This window comes from Roseomonas haemaphysalidis (assembly GCF_017355405.1).
GTDB lineage: Bacteria > Pseudomonadota > Alphaproteobacteria > Acetobacterales > Acetobacteraceae > Pseudoroseomonas > Pseudoroseomonas haemaphysalidis.
On sequence record NZ_CP061177.1, the window covers coordinates 3675418 to 3692102 of the forward strand.

Sequence of the window (16685 nt, forward strand, 5' to 3'; positions counted from 1 at the left end):
ATGGACCACGTCCCCGCCGCCACCCAACCCGCCGTCACGCTGGCCCCCACGGCGCTGGAAGCGATGATCCGCGGCATCTTCCAGGCCATCGGCTGCGACGAGACGGAGGCCGACGACATCGCCAGCCACCTGGTCGCCTCCAACCTCGCGGGGCACGACAGCCATGGCGTGGTGCGGGTGCCGCGCTACGTGGACTGGCACAAGGCCGGCAACCTGCATGCCGGCCGCAAGCCGCAGGTGGTGAGCGACGGCGGCAGCTTTCTGCTGCTGGACGGCCAGCTCGGCTTCGGCCAGCACGTCACCAAGCAGGCGGTGGCCATGGGCATCGAGCGCGCCCGGCAGAACGGCGCCGCCATCGTGGCGCTGCGCCAGACCGGCCATTGCGGCCGCATCGGCACCTATGCCGAGCAGGCGATCGCCCAGGGCATCCTGTCCATCCACTTCGTCAACGTCGCGGGCTCGGTGCTGGTCGCGCCCTTCGGCGGCACGGAACGGCGCTTTTCCACCGCGCCCATCGCCATCGGCGTGCCGCTGACCGACCGGCCGGTGGTGCTGGACTTCGCCACCTCCGCCGTCGCGGAAGGCAAGGTGCTGGTGGCCAGCAACGGCGGCAAGCCCTTGCCGCCCGATGCGCTGATCGAGCCGGACGGCACCCTGTCCGGCGACCCGCACACCCTGTACGGCGACTACCCCCAGGTCGGCCCGCGCATCCCGGGTGCGGGCGCCGGCGCCATCCGCGCCTTCGGTGACCACAAGGGCTCCGGCCTCGCCCTGATGTGCGAGCTGCTGGCCGGCGCCTTCACCGCCGGCGGCTGCGCCGGGCCGACGCTGACGCGCGGCTGCATCTCCAACGGCCTGCTCTCCATCTACCTGTCGCCCGCGCATTTCGGCACGGAGGCCGAGTTCCAGCGCCTGGGCCGCGAATACGTGGACTGGGTGCAGGCCGCCCGCCCGGTCGAGCCCGGCACCCCCGTCAAGCTGCCCGGCGACGTCGAGGCCGCCTACCGCGCCGCCCGCACGCGCGACGGCATTAGCCTGCCGGCGGATATCTGGGAGGACCTGCGGCGTACCGCGACCACCCTTGGGGTGGCGGTGCCGGCGGTGTAGCGGGGGGCCTGTGGCCCTTGAGGAGGCGCTGCCCCCTCAAACTCCCCCGGCAGGGGACTGAGTCCCCTGCACCCCCATCTGTCGGCACTCTGGCTCCAGAAACGTTTCCCCTAATAAAACAATACTTTAAATATCCCCTGCATCTTTCGGGTACTCCACCGACAAATGGGGGTCCAGGGGATTCAATCCCCTGGCGGGGAGAGTTTGAGAGGGGCAGCGCCCCTCTCAACCTGCTACGTCCCCCCAGCGAAGACCCAGCCGGAGTGCCTGCCATGCGCGTCGCGACACCCCCTGCCGTGGCGCGGCGGCGCCGGCTGTTCCTGGCGCTGTGCCTCCTGATCAGCCTTGGCCTGCTGGCGCTGCTGTGGCGCGTGCTGGCCCCCGGCGGCTGGACGGGGTGGGAGGTCGCCATCCTGCTGGCCTATGCCGGCACGGTGCCGTGGTCGGCCATCTCCGGCGGCAATGCGCTGGTCGGGCTGGCGCTGCGGTTCCGCGCCGCCCCCGCGCCTCCCCCCGCCGGCACCGGCACCGGCCGCACAGCCATCGCGGTCTGCATCCGCAACGAGGAGATGGAGGCCGTGCTCGCCCCGCTGCGGCCGCTGCTGCACGGCTTGCACGACGCCGGCGAGGCGCGGCGCTTCACCCTGTGGTTCCTGTCCGACACCCAGGACCCGGCCCGCGCCGCCGCCGAGCAGACCGCCATCGAGGCCTTCCAGAGCCCCATCCCCGTCCGCTACCGCCGCCGCGCAAGCAACACTGGCTTCAAGGCCGGCAATGTCATGGAGTTCCTGGACCACCACGCCGGCCACCACGACTTCATGCTGTGCCTGGACGCGGATTCCGAGATGTCCGCCGCCGCCGTGCTGCGCCTGGTGGCGCGCATGGAAGCCGAGCCGCAGCTCGGCCTGTTGCAGCAGCTGATCGCCGGCCGCCCGGCCGAAGCCGCCTTTCCCCGCCTGTTCCAGTTCGGCATGCGCGCCGGCATGCGCAGCTGGGCCACCGGCCAGGACTGGTGGCAAGGCGACGAAGGCCCCTACTGGGGGCACAACGCGCTGGTCCGCATCGCCCCCTTTCGCCAGCACGCGCGGCTTGACGACCTGCCCGGCGGCAGCCGCCTGCTGAGCCACGACCAGGTGGAGGCCGTGCGCCTGCACGCCGCCGGATGGGCGGTGCGCTGCGTGGCGGACGACGAGGGATCGCTGGAAGCCAGCCCCCCCGCCATGCCGGAATTCCTGGTGCGCGACCGCCGCTGGGGCGCCGGCAACATGCAATACTGGCGGCTGCTGGCCTTGCCCTGGCTGCGCCCCATGGGCCGCTGGCAGCTGGCCCAGGCCATCCTGCTGTTCCTCACCGCGCCGCTGTGGCTGGTGCTGCTGGCCGCGGCCATCGGCAATGCCGCCACCGGCGGCGGCGCCACCACGCCCCCCGGTGCCCTGTTCGCGCTGCTGGCCGCCACCTGGCTGAGCTTTCACGCCCCCAAGCTGTGCGGCTACGCCGAGGCCCTGGCCCGCCCTACCATGGCCGCCCGCCTCGGCGGCCGCGCCGCCCTGCTGCGCGGCGCGGCCGCCGAGATCGCCTTCACCACCCTGTTCGAGCCGGTGAATATCGCCAGCAAGGGCCTGTTCCTGCTCGCCCTGCCCTTTGGCGCCGGCCCCGGCTGGGCCCCGCAGAACCGCGCCGCCCGGGGCGTGGCCTGGCGCGACGCCGCCCGCCTGCTGTGGCCGCAAACCCTGGTGGGCGCGGCGGGCTTCGCCATCCTGCCACCACCCGCCTGGGTCTGGGGCATGCCGTTCCTGCTGCCGCTGCTGCTGGCCATCCCCTTTTGCGTCGCCACCGCATCACCGGGTTTGTCGGACTGGCTGCGGCAGCGGCGGATCTGCGCGACCCCGGAGGAACTCAGGCTGGGAGAATGAATGCCCCCAGACCCCCATCTTCTTTCTGATTCCAGGCCCTGGCGTCGTGGCGCTCTGGCGGGTTGGGGCCGCGCAACCAGACAGACAAAAAGAAGAAGGGGTTTCAGGGGAATTCATTCCCCTGACCTTCAAAACGTCTTCAACAGGCGGTCGATGTAATCCAGCTCGCCCGGCGGCCGCTCCCGCTCGCCGCCGCGCCGCCTCAGTTCCTCCTGCAACTGGCGGGTGCGCAGCGCCTCGGCCTCGCCGGGCACCACGGTGTCGCTGCCGGGGTCGTTGGAATTGGGCTCGGTGCGGGACGGGCGGCCCAGCGGGTCGCGGCCCTCGTTCTGGCCCCGCGCCTGCCCGGCGTTGCGCTGGTTGCCGGGCTCGCGCCCGTCGCCGTTCGCCTGCCCTTGCCCCTGGCCCTGGCCCTCGCCTTCCTGCTGGCCTTCGCCGAACTGCTGCTGCATGGACTGCGCCATCTGCTGCGCGCCTTCCTGCAGCTCGCGGATCGCCTGCTGCTGGTGCGGCGAGGCATCGCCGCCCTGGCCGAGCGCTTCCTGCGCCTCGCGCATCGCCTGGTCGGCGCGGCCCAGCGCTTCCGGCACCTCGCCGGTCAGGTCGCCGAACTGTTGCATCAGCTCGCCCAGGGCGCGGCGCAGGGCGCGCTGCTGGCGGGCATCGCGCTGCGCCTCGGCCTGCCGCGCCGCGGCGTCCGGCGAGGCCTGCGGCTGGCGCTGGCGCCGCTGCTCCTGGCGCTGCTGCTCCGCCGACTGGCCACGCTGGCCGCTGCGGTCCAGCATCTCGCCTTCCCGCCGCACCATGTCCTGGATGGCGCCCATCTGCTGCTGGCCCTGCTGGCGCTGCTGCTGCCGGCGGCGGCTTTGCTCGCTGCCGCCTTCGCGCCGCGCCATTTGGCCGTTCTGCAGGGCGTCCAGCATCTGCTCCAGCTCCGCCAGTTCGCGCTGCAGGTCGTCGGTGCGGCCTTCGCGGGCGGCGTCCTGCATCTCCTGCGTGCGGCGCTGCAGCTCCTGCGGGTCCATCATGCGCGCCTGGGGGTCCTGGGGCATGGTTTCGCCGTTCTCGCGCTGCAGCTGCTCGGCCAGGGCTTCCAGGTGCTGGCGCACGGCCTCGCGCAGCGCTTCCACGCGGCGTTCCAGCTCCTGGCGCTGCGCGGCGTCGGGGGGCGTGCGCTCGGCCTCGGCCAGCGCCTCGCGCAGCGCCTGGCGGGCTTCGGCCAGGGCGCGGGCGGTGCGGCCGGCGCGGCCTTCCTCCAGCGCGATGGCGGTTTGCCACATCAGCTCCTGCGTCGCGGGCACCGCCTCGGGCTGCTGGTCGAAGGTCAGGCGGAAGCGGGCGGAGCGCAGCGCCAGAAAGGTGGTCAGGTCATTCTCAAAGGCATCCGGGCGCATGGCCAGCCGGTCCAGGTCGCGCGCCACGGCGGGGCGGGCCAGCGGGTCCAGCGACAGCGACTTGCGCAGCCCCGCCAGCTCCCGCGCCACGGGGTGGGTGAAGCTGCGTTCCGGCAGCACCAGCTCGGCGCTGTCGGACTGGCCCCGCTGCCCGGCGGTGTCCTGCGCCAGCAGCCGGACGCGCACCGGCAGCCCGGCCCAGGGATGCGCCGAAAGGTCCGGCTGCGCCACGCCACGCGGCGCGCGGGCATTGCCGCCCGGCAGCGGCAGCTCCAGCAGGATGGGCGCGGCGTCCGGCCGGGCGCCCAGGCGGATCTCCGCCTGCACGCGGGCGATGCCCCAGTCGTCCTCGGCCCGCCATGGCAGGCGGATGGCCAGGCCGCGCTGCGCCGGCGCGGGCGGCTCGGCAAAGGCGACGGTGGGGGCGGCGTCGGCCTGGGTGGCCAACGTCCAGCGCGCGACCTCCTGCCCGTCGCGGTGCACGGACACGGCGGTGCCGGCGTCCAGCACCGCCTCGGCGGTGAAGCTGCTGCCGTCCAGCGCCTTGAAGGGCGTGGCGGCCTCGCCCAGCCGCAGCTCTGGCACGCCGCCGCGGCCGCCCGAGAACGCGACCTGCAACCGGCTGCCGGCCGGCACGGTGGCGGCGCCCCCGGCGGGGGGCAGGAACACCGGGGCGGCGCCGGTATAGGCGGGCGGCGAGATCCAGGCTTCCAGCCGCAGCGCGGGCGTGGCGGCGGGCGCGCCAAAGCCCGGGCTGAGCGCGCGGCGCAGCCGTTCCGGCGCCTCGCTCCCCGCCATGCCGAAGGCGGCGGTCAGCGCCACCAAAAGGCCGAGGCGCAGGGCGCGGCGGTCCAGCGCCGCCAGCCCGGGGCGCGGCGAGCCGACCCGCAGGCGGGACAGGGCAACGCCTGCGCGCTGGCGGTGCGCCTGCCACAAGGCCAGCGCGGCGGGGTCGGTGGTGGCGGGGGTGTCGGTCAGGGTGGCCAGCGGGCGGTGGCGCAGGCCGGTGGCGGCTTCCAGCCGGCGGTCGGCGGCGGCGGCGCCGGGCGGCACGAAGCCCCGCAGGCCCCGCCACACCGCCCAGCCCAGCGCCGCCGCGAAGCCGGCGAGCAGCAGGAGGTGCAGCCAGCCCGGCAGCAGCAGAAACAGCCCCGCCAGCGCACAGGCCAGAAACAGCCCGGCCACGCCCAGCACCGGCCACAGGCGCGGCCAGGCGGCTTCCCACAGCAAGGCCCATCGCGCGAGCCGCCGCCCGCGTGCGAGACGGCGGGACAGCGGGTCGCGCGATGGATCGGTCATGCGGTCAGCCACTCCGGCAGGCGCTGGTGCGCCAAAAGGTCCTCATGGGTCTGGCGCGGGCGGATCACGGCGCAGCGGTGCCCGTCCACCATCACCTCGGCCGCCAGGGGGCGGGCGTTGTAGGTGCTGCTCATCACCGCACCATAGGCACCCGCGTCCAGGAACGCGACGCATTCCCCGGGCGACAGAATCGGCAGGGCGCGGCCCTTGGCGAAGGTGTCGCCCGATTCGCAGACCGGCCCCACCACGTCGGCCGGGGAAAGCGGCGCCACATGCGCGACGGGGGAGACAGGCAGGATGCCGTGCCACGCCTCGTACATGGCGGGGCGGATCAGGTCGTTCATGGCCGCGTCCAGCACCAGGAAGCGCCGCGCAGCGCCCTGCTTCTGCAGAACCACGGACGCCAGCAGCACGCCGGCGGGGCCGACCAGCCAGCGCCCCGGCTCCAGCATCACCGGCAGGCCGAGATGCCCCAGCGTCGCCTTGATGGCGCCGGCCAGCGCTTCCGGCGTCGGCGCCGGCTCGTCCCGGTAGGGGATGCCGAGGCCGCCGCCGCAGTCGATCCGCTCCACCGGCAGGCCCTGCTCGCGCAGCGCGCCCACCAGCTCGGCCAAGCGGGCGTAGGCGGCGCGAAAGGCGCTCATGCCGTCGGTGATCTGGCTGCCGATGTGGGTGGCGATGCCGATCGGCCGGATGCCGGGCAGCGCCGCCATATGGGCATACAGCGCGGCCGCGTCCTCGAACGGAATGCCGAACTTGTTGTCCGCCTTGCCGGTGGTGATCTTGGCATGGGTGCGGGCATCCACGTCCGGGTTCACCCGCAGGGACACCGGCGCCCGCACGCCCAGCGCCACGGCGGCGGCGGAGATCATGGCGATCTCCTCCGCGCTTTCGGCATTGAGCTGGTAGATGCCGTGGCCGAGCGCGAAGCGGATCTCGTCGGCCGTCTTGCCGACGCCGGAGAACACCGTCTCGGCCGCCGGGATGCCCGCGGCCATGGTGGCGCGCAGCTCGCCGGCGCTGACGATGTCGGCCCCCGCGCCCTCGCCCCGCAGCACGCGCAGCACCGCCTGGCTGTCATTGGCCTTGGCGGCGTAGTGGATGCCGGCGCGCAGGCCCGCGCCGTCCAGCGCCGCGCGCAGGGCACGGAAGCGGCGGCGCAGCGTGCCGGCGGAATACACCCAGGTGGGCGTGCCGTGCTCGGCCGCGACGCGTGCCAGCGGCACATCCTCGAACAGCAGCCCGTCATGGGCGTGCATGGACAGCGAGGGGCGCGCGGCCAGCAGCTCGGCGAAGGTCGGGTCGGCGCTGGAAGGCGCCAGGGAAAGGGCGGTGGCCATCAGGCTTTCTAGCGGGCAGCCTGGGCGGGATGGAAGGCCGGTGGCATAGGGGAAACATGGACGACGCCCCCCTGATCCTGTCCCTCGGCCTGGACGCCGCCTCCTTCAGCCGGTTGAACCGGCTGCGGCAGGCGCATTTCCCCGCCGCCCGCAACCACCTGGACGCGCATCTGACGCTGTTCCACGCCCTGCCCGGCGCCATGGAAGCCGAGATCGCCGCCAGCCTGGCGACGCTGGCCGCCGGCAGCCCGCCGCCGCCGCTGCGCTTTGCCGGGCTGCGCAGCCTGGGGCGGGGCGTCGCCTTCGAGGTGGAAAGCCCGGAGCTGTCGCGGCTGCGGGGGCTGCTGGCCTCGGCCTTTCATGGCGTGCTGCGCGCGCAGGACCGGCAGGGCTTCCGCCCGCACGTGACGGTGCAGAACAAGGTCGACCCCGCCGTCGCCCGCGCGCTGCTGGAGGAGCTGCGGGCCGGCTTCCTGCCCTGGGACGGCCAGGGCGAGGCGCTGCTGCTGTGGCGCTACCGCGGCGGGCCGTGGGAGCCCGCCGGGGCATTCCCCTTTCAGGTGGAGGGGTAGGAGCGCGGGTAGGTGATCTCGGACGGCGGCCCGGGCGGGCGCACCGGGCCGGCGCGGCCGCAGGCGGCCAGCAGCAGCGCCGCCGCCATCAGGGTGAGGATGCCGCGAACCATCATGCCAGCCGCTCCCGCCATTCCGCCGCCATCCGCCGCACGTTGACCGGTGCCGTGCCACCGTAGGAGGTGCGCGACGCCACCGAAGCCTCCACGCTCAGCACCTGGAACACGCCGTTGTGGATGCGCGGCTCTTCCAGCTGCATCTCCTCCAGCGACAGGCCGGACAGGTCGACGCCCCGGCCCTCCGCCTTGGCCACCAGCCGGCCCGTGACGTGGTGCGCGTCGCGGAACGGCATCCGCAGCTCCCGCACCAGCCAGTCGGCGAGGTCAGTGGCAGTGGAAAAGCCCGCGCCCGCCGCCTCGCGCAGCCGCGCCGCGTCGGGCTTCATGTCGCGCACCATGCCGGCGGTGGCCGCCAGGCACAGCGCCATGGTCTCAGCCGCGTCGAAGATGCCTTCCTTGTCTTCCTGCATGTCCTTGCCGTAGGCCAGCGGCAGGCCCTTCATCACGGTCAGCATGCCGACCAGCGCGCCGGCCACGCGGCCCACCTTGGCGCGCACCAGCTCGGCCGCGTCCGGGTTGCGCTTTTGCGGCATGATGGAGGAGCCGGTGGTGAAGGCGTCCGACAGCGCGACAAAGCCGAAATACGGGTTGGTCCAGAGGACGAACTCCTCCGCCAGCCGCGACAGGTGGGTGCCGCAGATGGCCAGCACCGACAGGAACTCCATGGCGAAGTCGCGCGACGCCACGGCATCCAGGCTGTTGCGCATGGGCTGGTCGAAGCCCAGCGCGGCGGCGGTCATGTGCCGATCGATCGGAAAGCCCGAGCCGCACAGCGCCGCGGCGCCCAGCGGCGACTGGTTCATCCGCGCCCGGCAGTCGCCGAGGCGCGAGCGGTCGCGCCCCAGCATCTCGACGTAAGCCAGCAGGTGGTGGCCGAGCGTCGTGGGCTGGGCCGGCTGCAGGTGGGTGAAGCCCGGCATCACGGTGGCGGCGTGCTCGTCGGCGCGCTCCACCATCGCCTGCATCACGTCGGCGAGCTGCGCGTCCAGGCCGTCGATGGCGTCGCGCACCCACAGGCGCACGTCCAGCGCCACCTGGTCGTTGCGCGAGCGCGCGGTGTGCAGGCGCTTGCCGGCCTCACCGATCCGCTCGGTCAGCCGCGCCTCGATGTTCATGTGGATGTCCTCCAGCGCCTCGCTGAAGGGAAAGGAGCCATCCTCGATCTCGGCGCCGATGGCGGCCAGGCCCTCGCGGATCGCGGCCTCGTCATCGGCGCCGATGATCCCCACATGCCGCAGCATGGCGGCGTGGGCCAGGCTGCCGCGGATGTCCTGCCGCCACATCTTGCGGTCGAAGCCGATGGAGGCATTGATGGCCTCCATGATCGCGGAGGGACCGCCGCTGTAGCGGCCGCCCCACTGCTGGTTGCCCTGGCTCCGGCTTTGAAGGGACGGGGGCTGCTGTGTGGACAAGGAAGGATGTGCCTCGTGTTGCCGATCGGACGCCGCCCGCTTCTCTCGATGCTGGCCGCTGGGGGGACCCTAACCACGCTGCTCGCGGCGCGGCAAGGGATGGCGGCGGCCGGCGGCCTTTCCCCCGCCGCGCCGAAGCCCGTGCCGCCGCTGTCCTTCACCGATGCGGACGGCAAGCCCTACGACCTCGGCGCCTTTCCCGGCCGCATGCTGCTGGTCAACCTTTGGGCCACCTGGTGCGCCCCCTGCGTCAAGGAAATGCCGGCGCTGGACCGCGCGCAGCAGGCGCTGGGGGACGAGAACTGGGCCGTCCTGCCGCTGTCCTCCGACCGTGGCGGCGCGGCGCAGGTGACGCCGTTCTTTGAGCGCACCGGGCTGAAGCACCTGAAGATCTGGCTGGACCCGCGCGGCGCCGCCGCCCGCGCCGTGGGGGCGCGCGGCCTGCCGACCACCCTGGTGATCGACCGCCAGGGGCAGGAGGTGGCGCGGCTGGAAGGCGACGCGGAATGGGACTCGCCCGCCATGCTGGGGCAACTGCAGGCGCTGGCCCGGGGCTGACCCCCGCCCCCTCGACGGATCGCCCGCCCTCGCCGACACTCGCGGCGCAACCACCGGAGCCCGCCGCATGACCGACCTTTGGCGCCTGTCCGCGACCGAAACCACCGCCCGCATCCGCGCCCGCGAGGTTTCTGCCCGCGAGGTCGCGAGATCGGCGCTGAACCGCCTGGCCGCCGTCAACCCCGCCATCAACGCGGTGGTGCAGGAGATGCCGGAACAGGCGCTGGCCGCGGCGGGCGCGGTGGACGCGGCGCTGGCGCGCGGCGAGGACCCCGGGCCGCTGGCCGGCGTGCCGGTCACGATCAAGGTGAACGTGGACCAGCAGGGCTTCGCCACCACCAACGGCCTGCGCATCCAGGCGGAGCAGGTGGCGGAGGCGGACAACCCCGTGGTGGCCAACCTCAGGCGCGCCGGCGCCGTGGTGATCGGACGCACCAACACCCCTGCCTTTTCGCTGCGCTGGTTCACCCGCAACGGGCTGCACGGCCACACGCTGAACCCGCGCAACCCGGCGCTGACGCCCGGCGGCTCCTCCGGCGGCGCGGCGGCGGCCACGGCGGCCGGGATCGGCGCCATCGGGCACGGCACGGATATCGGCGGCTCCATCCGCTTTCCGGCCTATGCCTGCGGCATCCACGGGCTGCGGCCAACGCTGGGCCGCGTGCCGGCCTGGAACCCGTCGGGCGCCGAGCGCGCCATCGGCGCGCAGCTGATGGCCGTGTCCGGGCCTCTGGCGCGGTCCGTGGCCGACATCCGCCTGGGCCTGCTGGCCATGATGGCCGAGGACCTGCGCGACCCCTGGTGGGCCCCCGTGCCGCTGGACCTGCCGCCGTTGCCGCGCCGCGCCGCGCTGTGCGTGCGGCCGGAAGGGCTGAACACGGCGCCCGAGGTGGAGAAGGCCCTGCGCGACGCCGCCGCCCGGCTGCAGGACGCGGGCTGGAGCATCGTGGAAACCCCCTGCCCGCCCTTGCGCGAGCCCGCCGCGCTGCAGGCCATGCTGTGGCTGGCCGAGAACCGCCGCCACGGCAATGCCGCGCTGGCCCGGGAAAACGACCCGGACGCCAACATCGTCTTCGCGCAGATGGAGGCGCTGTGCCCGGAGGTCAGCTTCCACGGCTTCCAGGACGCGTTGCAGAAGCGCGCCGGCTTCACCCGGCAATGGCAGATGTTCCTGCAGCGCTACCCGGTGCTGCTGCTGCCCGTCTGCGCCGAGCTGCCGTTCCCCGACCTGCTGGACGTCGCGTCCCCCGAGGCCTTCCGCCGGGTGATGGAGGCGCAGCTGACCCAGGTGGGGCTGCCACTGATGGGCCTGCCCGGGTTGTCCGTCGCCACCGGCAGCGTCGCCGGGCCGCTGGGTGCCGCGCCGGTCGGCGTGCAGCTGATCGCCGGCCGCTACCGCGAGGACATGCTGCTGGACGCCGGCGCCATCATCGAGGCCGGCAGCATGCCCGTCACCGCCTGCGACCCGGTGCCCACCAGCACGGCGCCCGGCGGGCCGGCGCGGGACTGATCCAGCTCGGCGGAAGGGATGAAGATGCGGGTCATGGGCGCCAGATAGGCGTTCCAGGCTTCGCGGCATTCCTCGCCGCAGCGGGCGATCCAGCCGGGCACCACCGTCTCGGTCAGCAGGCGGCGGCGCACCGTCTCGTCGGCGGCGCCCGGTGCTTCCCAGCGCAGGCTGCCCGGCGTGCCGTTGCGGCAGCCGTCATGCCCGGTGTTGCACAGAAAGCCGTCCTCGGTGTCGCGCGCGGCGGCGCTCCAGATGTCCTGCTCCAGCCCGGCCAGCCCGCGCCGCAGCGCCGGCTTCAGGCCGTCCGGCAGCGCGTCCCAGGCCTGGGCATTGGCGGCGAACACGGACAAGCCCCAGTTGATCGGCATGCCGTGCACCTGGCGGGTCACGCGGTGCAGCCCCAGCTGGTTGCCGGTGGAAGAGCCGGTGATGGCGCAATCGGACCGCCCGTCGGCGATCTCCTCCCGCATCCTGGCATAAGGGGTGCGCAGCGCCTGCCCGCCCAGCGCCTCCACCATGTCGGCCTGGCTGAGCTGGGACACGCGCACGCGGCGCCCCCGCAGCGCTTCCAGGCCGGGCAGCGGCGTGGTGCAGAACAGAACCTGCGCCGGGTAGGCGTAGACCGCCAGCAGCTCCACCCCGTAGCGCTCGCGCAGCACGGAAGCCAGGTGCGGCCGGTAGGCCTGCACCATGCGGCGCAGCGTGCCGATGTCGGGCGCCAGCATGGCGAGGTTGGGCGCGCCCAGTTCCGGCTCGTCATTGGCGGCGAGGCCGAGCAGCACCGTGCCGAAGGGCACCACGCCCAGCCGCATCAGATGCAGCATGTCCTGGCCGCGGATGCCGCTGCTGTCGAAGGGCACGATGTCGGCCTGCACGGCGCCGTTGGACAGCCGGGCCAACTGGTCGCGCCAGAACGGCACCTCGAACTGCTCGTAAAGCCGCACCCCGCCCAGGCTGCCCACCACGGACAGCCGCAGCGGCGGCCCGCCCGTGCCAGGCTCCGCCCGGGCCACGCCGCCAACGGCCAGCCACAGGAGCAGGGCGCCGATGACGGCCCGCAGCAGGGGAATCGGATGCGACGCGGTTTGCACGGGCGCAGGTTACGCGCCCCGAATGTTCACGACAATGTCAGATTGCATTCAACTGAAAGAACGCAACCTTTCGTTGCGGCTCAGTCCAGCGGCTGGCCCTGCGATTGCGCCGCCAGCGCGCGCGCCATCTGGCTGAGCGCTTCCTGGTGCTTCTCGTTGTCGATCAGCACGAAGTTCCGCGCGAGCTCCAGGCACATGCGCTGGCGGTGGCCGAGTGCCGGCACCTGCGCCTCGTGCTCCAACCCCTCAAAGAACCAGGCCACCGGCACGCCCAGCACCAGCCCGATCTCGAACAGCCGCCCGGCCGAGATGCGGTTCAGCCCGCGCTCGTACTTGTGCGCCTGCTGGTAGGTGACGCCGATCATGGTCGCCAGCTGCTGCTGCGACAGGCCGAGCATCAGCCGCCGCTCGCGGATGCGTGCCCCGACATGGCGGTCGGCGTTGCGCGCGCGGGCGTTAGGGCGGTCGTCCACCTCGGCGGCGGCCCCGGGCTCAGGCAGCGGGGCAGGATCGGCCGGCTCGCTATCCGGGGCCGTCGCATCCTGGGCGCGCTTCAGTTCGATGTCGTGCATCCGACTAAGATAGAGCGTCGCGGCAACGGCGTAGCGGTTCAGGATACGCGTAAAATGTGAACAATCCGTGAGGGAAAGCGCGAAATCGGCTTATTCGCCGCCAATCCGTCGGCGAGCTTTACACCCGGCGCCGGCGGGCCCACCGGCCGCCGGCGCCGGGCACTTTTATTCGGCCTTGGTGCCCTGCCGCAGGCGCGCCAGCTGCTCCTGAGTCGCGGCCAGCTCGGCGCGCAGCCGCTCCATCTCCTCCGCCTCGCGCGGGGCACCCTCCTTGCGTGGGGTGAAGGGGCTGAACAGGGTCATGGCGCGCTCCATCATCGCCATGTTCTGCTTGCTGACCTCTTCCAGGTTGCCGAACGGGTTGAAGCCGCCCATCGCCTGCTCCATGGACTGGCGCATCTGCTCCTGCTGCCGGGCGAAGGAGCCCATGGCGACCTCCAGGTAGCGCGGCACCAGCGACTGCACGCTGTCGCCGTACAGGCCGATCAGCTGGCGCAGAAACGGGATGGGCAGCAGGTTCTGCCCTTTGCTTTCCTCTTCCACGATGATCTGCGTCAACACCGCGCGGGTGATCTCGTCGCCCGTCTTGGCATCGTACACCGCGAAGTCCCGCCCGGCGCGCACCATGCCGGCCAGGTCCTCCAGCGTGACGTAGGAGGATGCCTCGGTGTTGTAGAGCCGGCGGTTGGCGTATTTCTTGATGACCACCGATGGCAGAGCCTGGTTGCCGCCTTCGCGCTGCTTCGCCTGTTCGGCCATGTGCTGTGTTCCGCCCTGGATGTCGCGCCGCTTCGCGCATGTTTCGATACGCTAGCACGCGCGTTGATGCGCTGCGAAGCAACTGTGGCGCCCACGGCGCGCTGGACATCGGCGGACGGCCGCCCGAAAGGAAGCGCATGGATCGGCCCACGGACAACACAGGCGCCGCGGATCTGGACAAGCTGGCGGAGGATTGGATCGCGCTGTGGCAAAGCGAGCTGATGGCCCTGGCGGCCGACCGCGAAACCGCGGAAGGCTGGTCGGCCCTGCTGTCCGCCTGGACCGCCGCGGCGCAGGGCGCCCTGCGCCCGCCCCTGGCCGCCGGCTGGCCGCAGCCGCCGGGCTGGCCCGGCATGCCCCCGTGGCCGCAAAGCTGGGCGGCGGCGCCGTTTGCCATGCCGCCTTGGTCCATGCCGCCCCCTGCCCCCGCTTCCCCTCCGACGCCCCCCTGGCCGCCGGCCGCCGCGCATGAGCCCGCCGCCGCCCCCCCGCCGGGGCCCGCGCCCGCTGCCGCTGCACCTGGGGCTGGCGATGGCGCGCGGCATGGCGGCGATGGCGGCGATCCCGCCCTCCGGCAGCGGCTGGACGAACTGGAGCGCCGGCTGGCCACGCTCGAAGCCGGCCCAGGCGGAAGCGGCGCGGATCGCCGCCGCGCTGGCCGCCGGCCGCCACCCGCCTGAGCGCTTTCGCGCCGCCGTGCTGAGCCGGCTGGCGCGCGACGACGCCGGTATGGTAACCGGCATCGCCGCCTATCGCCGCCATCCCTGGCGCCGCGACATGCCGGAACCGCCCGTGCTGTGGCAGGAAGGCGGCAGCCGCCTGCTGGATTACGGCGGCGATGGCCCGCCCCTGCTGGTGGTGCCGTCGCTGATCAACCGTGCCTGGGTGCTGGACCTGGCGCCCGGCCATTCCATGCTGCGCTTTCTGGCCGGATCCGGGCTGCGCGTGCTGTTGCTGGACTGGGGCTGGCCGGGCGGAACCGAGCGCGGCTTTTCCCTCACCGACTATATTGCCGGCCGCCTGGAACGCGCCATGGCCGCCTTGTCCGGGCTGGGGGCGCTGCTGCTGGCGGGCTATTGCATGGGCGGGCTGCTGGCGCTGGCCGCGGCGCAGCGGCGGCCGGACCGGGTGCGCGGTCTGGCCCTGCTGGCCACGCCGTGGGACTTCCACGCCGATGGCGGCCAGGCGGCACGCCAGGCCGCCGCCCTGCTGCCGGCGCTGGAGCCGCTGATGGCGCCGAGCGGCACCATCCCGGTGGACCTGCTGCAAACGCTGTTCGCGGGCATCGACCCCTTTGCCATCGCCCGCAAGTTCCGCGCCTTCGGGCGGCTGGACCCCGCTTCCGCCCGCGCCGAGCTGTTCGTGGCGCTGGAGGACTGGCTGAATGACGGCGTGCCGCTGGCCGCCCCCGTGGCGCGGGAATGCCTGGGCGGCTGGTATGCCCGCAACGAGCCGGCGCGCGGCCAGTGGCACGTGGCGGGCGCCGCCGTGAACCCGGCGCTGTGGGCCGGGCCGACGCTGGTCGCCATTCCGCGCGGCGACCGGATCGTGCCGCCGGACAGCGCGCGCGCCCTGGCCGCCGCCTTGCCGGAAAAGACGGTGCTGGACGTGCCGGCGGGCCATATCGGCATGGCGGCGGGCAGCGGCGCGCAAGCCGCGCTGTGGCGGCCGCTGCTGGACTGGGCGGCCGGGGTGCCGGCACGCGGCGGCGGCGCGGTCGGGTTGTAGCCCGCGCGGTGCGGAGCGATATTCCCTGGCAGCCGCAGCCAATGCGGGCCGCCAAGATGCAGAGGAATTCCCGGCCATGGACGACATCGTCATCGCTTCCGCCGCCCGCACGCCCGTGGGCGCCTTCAACGGCGCCTTCAGCAACGTGTCCGCCCACGCCCTGGGCGCCGTCGCCATCGAGGCGGCCTTGTCCCGCGCCAAGGTCTCGGCCGAGGAGGTGGACGAGGTCATCCTCGGCCAGGTGCTGACCGCCGGCGCCGGGCAGAACCCGGCCCGCCAGGCCGCCATCCTGGCCGGCATTCCGGTGGAGCGCACCGCCTTCGGCATCAACCAGCTGTGCGGCTCCGGCCTGCGGGCGGTGGCGCTGGCGGCGCAGCAGATCGCCACCGGCGACGCCCGCGTGGTGGTGGCCGGCGGTCAGGAAAGCATGACCCAGGCGCCGCACTGCGCCAACCTGCGCGCCGGCCACAAGATGGGCGACATGGCCTTTATCGACACCATGATCCGCGACGGGCTGTGGGACGCCTTCAACGGCTACCACATGGGCAACACTGCCGAGAACGTGGCCGAGAAGTTCCAGCTGACGCGCGAGCAGCAGGACGAGTTCGCCTATAACTCCCAGCGCAAGGCCGGCGAGGCGCAGGCCGCCGGGCGCTTCCGCGACGAGATCGCGCCCGTGACCGTGAAGGGCCGCAAGGGCGACACGGTGGTGTCGGCCGACGAGTACCCGCGCCCCGACACCAGCCTGGACACGCTGAGCAAGCTGCGCCCCGCCTTCAGCAAGACCGGCACCGTGACGGCGGGCAATGCCAGCGGCATCAACGACGGCGCCGCGGCGGCGGTGGTGATGAGCGGCGCCGAGGCGGCGCGGCGCGGCGTCACGCCCCTGGCGCGCATCGTGTCCTGGGCCACGGCGGGGGTGGACCCCTCCATCATGGGCACCGGCCCCATCCCGGCCAGCCGCAAGGCGCTGCAGAAGGCGGGCTGGACGATCGGCGACCTGGACCTGATCGAGGCCAACGAGGCCTTCGCGGCACAGGCCTGCGCGGTGAACAAGGACATGGGCTGGGACCCGTCCATCGTGAACGTCAACGGCGGCGCCATCGCGCTCGGCCATCCGATCGGCGCCTCGGGCGCGCGGGTCCTGGCCACGCTGCTGCACGAGATGCAGCGCCGCGGCGCCAAGAAGGGGCTGGCCACGCTGTGCATCGGTGGCGGCATGGGCGTGGCGCTGTGCGTCGAGCGCTGAACACACGCAGCGGTTGAGCCAGACGGGGCCGGGCAGCTTGCGCTGCCCGGCCTTTTTCATGC

Annotated in this window: 15 protein-coding genes; 8 read left to right on the plus strand and 7 right to left on the minus strand. The window is 73.3% G+C overall.

The window, feature by feature from the left end; genetic code table 11:
• Both IAI59_RS17135 and mdoH read left to right on the plus strand, forming a co-directional pair.
• The gene (locus IAI59_RS17135) at nt 1–1107 is read left to right on the plus strand and encodes a malate/lactate/ureidoglycolate dehydrogenase (RefSeq protein ID WP_207414901.1); all 1107 of its coding nucleotides are present in this window, start codon (nt 1–3) and stop codon (nt 1105–1107) included.
• 272 nt (nt 1108–1379) lie between these two features.
• Entirely contained in the window at nt 1380–3020 is a 1641-nt protein-coding gene (gene mdoH / locus IAI59_RS17140; protein ID WP_207414900.1) for a glucans biosynthesis glucosyltransferase MdoH, read from the plus strand.
• 128 nt (nt 3021–3148) lie between these two features.
• Here the strand turns inward: mdoH and IAI59_RS17145 are convergent, their stop codons facing one another.
• Nucleotides 3149–5713: a TIGR02302 family protein gene (locus IAI59_RS17145; RefSeq protein WP_207414899.1), complete on the minus strand. Its 2565-nt coding sequence runs from the start codon at nt 5711–5713 to the stop codon at nt 3149–3151.
• Nucleotides 5710–7053 (minus strand): diaminopimelate decarboxylase, encoded by a 1344-nt coding sequence (gene lysA, locus IAI59_RS17150; protein ID WP_207414898.1) that lies wholly within the window; start codon nt 7051–7053, stop codon nt 5710–5712. Before lysA ends, IAI59_RS17145 begins: the two co-directional genes overlap by 4 nt.
• A 56-nt stretch (nt 7054–7109) precedes the next feature.
• Between lysA and IAI59_RS17155 the strand changes: the two genes are divergently transcribed.
• The gene (locus IAI59_RS17155; RefSeq protein ID WP_207414897.1) at nt 7110–7625 is read left to right on the plus strand and encodes a 2'-5' RNA ligase family protein; all 516 of its coding nucleotides are present in this window, start codon (nt 7110–7112) and stop codon (nt 7623–7625) included.
• On the opposite strand, the gene IAI59_RS23380 is transcribed toward IAI59_RS17155, so the two are convergent.
• On the minus strand, nt 7610–7741 hold the full coding sequence (locus IAI59_RS23380; RefSeq protein ID WP_272874598.1) for a hypothetical protein: 132 nt from the start codon (nt 7739–7741) through the stop codon (nt 7610–7612). The two genes, IAI59_RS17155 and IAI59_RS23380, sit on opposite strands and share 16 nt — an antisense overlap.
• Nucleotides 7738–9156 carry an argininosuccinate lyase gene (argH, locus tag IAI59_RS17160; protein ID WP_207414896.1) on the minus strand — a complete coding sequence of 473 codons (1419 nt, stop codon included), beginning with the start codon at nt 9154–9156 and terminating at the stop codon, nt 7738–7740. The genes IAI59_RS23380 and argH overlap by 4 nt, the downstream gene beginning before the upstream one ends.
• 15 nt (nt 9157–9171) lie before the next feature.
• Between argH and IAI59_RS17165 the strand changes: the two genes are divergently transcribed.
• Both IAI59_RS17165 and IAI59_RS17170 read left to right on the plus strand, forming a co-directional pair.
• The gene (locus IAI59_RS17165; protein WP_237181155.1) at nt 9172–9714 is read left to right on the plus strand and encodes a TlpA family protein disulfide reductase; all 543 of its coding nucleotides are present in this window, start codon (nt 9172–9174) and stop codon (nt 9712–9714) included.
• A gap of 67 nt (nt 9715–9781) precedes the next feature.
• Entirely contained in the window at nt 9782–11224 is a 1443-nt protein-coding gene (locus IAI59_RS17170) for an amidase family protein (protein WP_207414895.1), read from the plus strand.
• Here the strand turns inward: IAI59_RS17170 and IAI59_RS17175 are convergent.
• The 3 genes from IAI59_RS17175 to phaR all read right to left on the minus strand — a co-directional run bounded on the left by IAI59_RS17175 (nt 11107) and on the right by phaR (nt 13646).
• Complete coding sequence (locus IAI59_RS17175; RefSeq protein ID WP_207414894.1) at nt 11107–12315, minus strand: TRAP transporter substrate-binding protein; 1209 nt, start codon at nt 12313–12315, stop codon at nt 11107–11109. The two genes, IAI59_RS17170 and IAI59_RS17175, sit on opposite strands and share 118 nt — an antisense overlap.
• 80 nt (nt 12316–12395) lie before the next feature.
• Nucleotides 12396–12887, minus strand: coding sequence for a helix-turn-helix domain-containing protein (locus IAI59_RS23135; protein ID WP_207414893.1), 492 nt, complete (start codon nt 12885–12887; stop codon nt 12396–12398).
• Nucleotides 12888–13052: 165 nt separating this feature from the next.
• The gene (gene phaR, locus IAI59_RS17185) at nt 13053–13646 is read right to left on the minus strand and encodes a polyhydroxyalkanoate synthesis repressor PhaR (protein WP_207414892.1); all 594 of its coding nucleotides are present in this window, start codon (nt 13644–13646) and stop codon (nt 13053–13055) included.
• Between the two features lie 137 nt (nt 13647–13783).
• Here phaR and IAI59_RS23140 point away from each other — a divergent pair, with 137 nt between their 5' ends.
• The 3 genes from IAI59_RS23140 (at nt 13784) to IAI59_RS17195 (ending at nt 16623) form a co-directional block, all read left to right on the plus strand.
• Nucleotides 13784–14326 (plus strand): hypothetical protein, encoded by a 543-nt coding sequence (locus tag IAI59_RS23140; protein WP_237180345.1) that lies wholly within the window; start codon nt 13784–13786, stop codon nt 14324–14326.
• A 49-nt stretch (nt 14327–14375) separates the two neighbouring features.
• Nucleotides 14376–15374 carry an alpha/beta fold hydrolase gene (locus tag IAI59_RS17190; RefSeq protein WP_237180394.1) on the plus strand — a complete coding sequence of 333 codons (999 nt, stop codon included), beginning with the start codon at nt 14376–14378 and terminating at the stop codon, nt 15372–15374.
• Between the two features lie 76 nt (nt 15375–15450).
• Nucleotides 15451–16623: an acetyl-CoA C-acetyltransferase gene (locus tag IAI59_RS17195; RefSeq protein WP_207414890.1), complete on the plus strand. Its 1173-nt coding sequence runs from the start codon at nt 15451–15453 to the stop codon at nt 16621–16623.
• The last annotated feature ends 62 nt before the right edge of the window (nt 16624–16685 follow it).

Excerpts from the sequence above, each read along its gene's own strand:
- IAI59_RS17135 (WP_207414901.1), top strand. The coding sequence starts at position 1 with ATGGACCACGTCCCCGCCGCCACCCAACCCGCCGTCACGCTGGCCCCC.
- mdoH (WP_207414900.1), top strand. The coding sequence starts at position 1,380 with ATGCGCGTCGCGACACCCCCTGCCGTGGCGCGGCGGCGCCGGCTGTTC.
- IAI59_RS17145 (WP_207414899.1), bottom strand. The coding sequence starts at position 5,713 with ATGACCGATCCATCGCGCGACCCGCTGTCCCGCCGTCTCGCACGCGGG.
- lysA (WP_207414898.1), bottom strand. The coding sequence starts at position 7,053 with ATGGCCACCGCCCTTTCCCTGGCGCCTTCCAGCGCCGACCCGACCTTC.
- IAI59_RS17155 (WP_207414897.1), top strand. The coding sequence starts at position 7,110 with ATGGACGACGCCCCCCTGATCCTGTCCCTCGGCCTGGACGCCGCCTCC.
- IAI59_RS23380 (WP_272874598.1), bottom strand. The coding sequence starts at position 7,741 with ATGATGGTTCGCGGCATCCTCACCCTGATGGCGGCGGCGCTGCTGCTG.
- IAI59_RS17170 (WP_207414895.1), top strand. The coding sequence starts at position 9,782 with ATGACCGACCTTTGGCGCCTGTCCGCGACCGAAACCACCGCCCGCATC.
- IAI59_RS23135 (WP_207414893.1), bottom strand. The coding sequence starts at position 12,887 with ATGCACGACATCGAACTGAAGCGCGCCCAGGATGCGACGGCCCCGGAT.
- phaR (WP_207414892.1), bottom strand. The coding sequence starts at position 13,646 with ATGGCCGAACAGGCGAAGCAGCGCGAAGGCGGCAACCAGGCTCTGCCA.
- IAI59_RS23140 (WP_237180345.1), top strand. The coding sequence starts at position 13,784 with ATGGATCGGCCCACGGACAACACAGGCGCCGCGGATCTGGACAAGCTG.
- IAI59_RS17190 (WP_237180394.1), top strand. The coding sequence starts at position 14,376 with ATGGTAACCGGCATCGCCGCCTATCGCCGCCATCCCTGGCGCCGCGAC.
- IAI59_RS17195 (WP_207414890.1), top strand. The coding sequence starts at position 15,451 with ATGGACGACATCGTCATCGCTTCCGCCGCCCGCACGCCCGTGGGCGCC.